Origin of the sequence: Micrococcus sp. GbtcB5 (assembly GCF_019091605.1) — a bacterium.
Lineage (GTDB): Bacteria > Actinomycetota > Actinomycetes > Actinomycetales > Micrococcaceae > Micrococcus > Micrococcus luteus.
Window position 1 is genome coordinate 1 of the sequence record NZ_JAGXJK010000067.1, and the last position, 1,482, is coordinate 1,482.

At 74.5% G+C, this 1,482-nt stretch carries 1 protein-coding gene and 1 tRNA gene; one reads left to right on the forward strand and one right to left on the reverse strand.

The features are described 5' to 3' along the window. Positions 1–107: 107 nt before the first annotated feature. The gene (locus KVS67_RS11440; RefSeq protein ID WP_063189588.1) at positions 108–1,238 is read right to left on the reverse strand and encodes an oxidoreductase; all 1,131 of its coding nucleotides are present in this window, start codon (positions 1,236–1,238) and stop codon (positions 108–110) included. Between the two features lie 169 nt (positions 1,239–1,407). Between KVS67_RS11440 and KVS67_RS11445 the strand changes: the two genes are divergently transcribed. Next, a tRNA-Ala gene (locus tag KVS67_RS11445) sits at positions 1,408–1,480 on the forward strand. The last annotated feature ends 2 nt before the right edge of the window (positions 1,481–1,482 follow it).

A 1,482-nucleotide genomic window follows, 5' to 3' on the forward strand; every position in this document is an offset into this window, starting at 1 on the left:
CAACCCCCCTTCCCCCCCCCAGCCAGAGGCCCGGGCCCAGGCGGCCCGGCCCTCCGCCGTCGTCGGGCCCCTGCGCGGGCCCGGGACACGACCGCCGCCCTGCGACATCACCGCGCCGCGGCACTGCGGTGATGTCGCTCCGCCGCGGTCGGTGCGGGGGACACGCCGGGGTACGCGGCGCGCTCCGCCGCCGTGAGTGCGGGTTCCACCACACGGCCCTCCCGCGCCGAGGCGACGGCGGCCTCGAGCACCGCCATCACGGCGACGGCCTGGTCGGGGGTGGCGGCGTCGCCGCTCGGGCGGCCCAGGATCGCGTCGCGCACGCCCGTGTAGGACCGCTGCTGGGCTCCGGTCGGCGCGGGGACGCGCTCGATGTTCCCCTCCCCGTCGTGCAGGAGGATCGGGTCCGGGTCGACGCCCCAGCCCTCGGCGTCGGGGAGCAGACCCGCGCGCAGCTGCGCCTCCTGCTGATCCGACAGTTCCTTCACCGCGGTGCCGCGCGTGCCGTGGACCGCGAAGCGCGGGCTGCCGCCGGCCACGAGCATCGACGCCTGCAGGACCACGCGCCGGCCCGGGTACTGCAGCACGCAGTGCGCCCAGTCCTCGACCGTGGCGCCCGGACGCAGGGCTGCGAGGTCGGCGTCCACGCGTTCGGGGACGCCGAAGAGCAGGAGCGCCTGGTCGACCAGGTGCGGGCCGAGGTCGAACCAGATGCCGCCCCCGGGCACCGCGGCTTCCCGCCAGCGGTCCCGGACGGTCGGGCGGAAGCGGTCGATCCGGGACTCGAGGTGGACGACGTTCCCGAGCCGGCCGGAGCGGACGAGCTCGGTGACGCCCAGGAAGTCGCTGTCGAAGCGGCGGTTCTGGAACACCCGCAGCACCCGCCCCGTCTCGGCCGCGAGGTCGCGCAGCTCTCGCGCCTCCGCGAGACTCAGCGTGAAGGGCTTGTCCACCACCACGTGCCTGCCCGCCCTCAGGGCCGTGCGCGCGAGCGGCGTGTGCTGGTCGTTCGGGGCGGCGATCACCACGAGGTCCACGTCGTGGCACGCCAGGAGCGCGTCCACGTCGGGCACCACCAAGACGTCCGGCAGGTCCGCGTGCACCGCGTCCGGGCGGCTCGAGACGACATGGGTGAGAGTGAGTCCCTCCGTGGCGTGGAGCAGGGGGACGTGGAACGTCTTGCCGGCGAACCCGTAGCCGATCAGCGCGGTGCGGATCGGTGCGTCGGTGGGGGACATGCAGGACCTCCTGGGCTGGCGGCGGGCATGGGAGCGTCTCCTGCACGCTAGGCCGTGGGACCGCGGCGGTCCATCGACGCCGCCCGGCCGGTTTGCGCGGTTGCCGCAGGCCGGGTATTCTGTTCAGGTGCTCCGGCCGGTCCGCCGGAAACGGAGTCACCACCCACCTGGGGGTATGGCGCAGTTGGTAGCGCGTCTGCATGGCATGCAGAAGGTCAGGGGTTCGAATCCCCTTACCTCCACC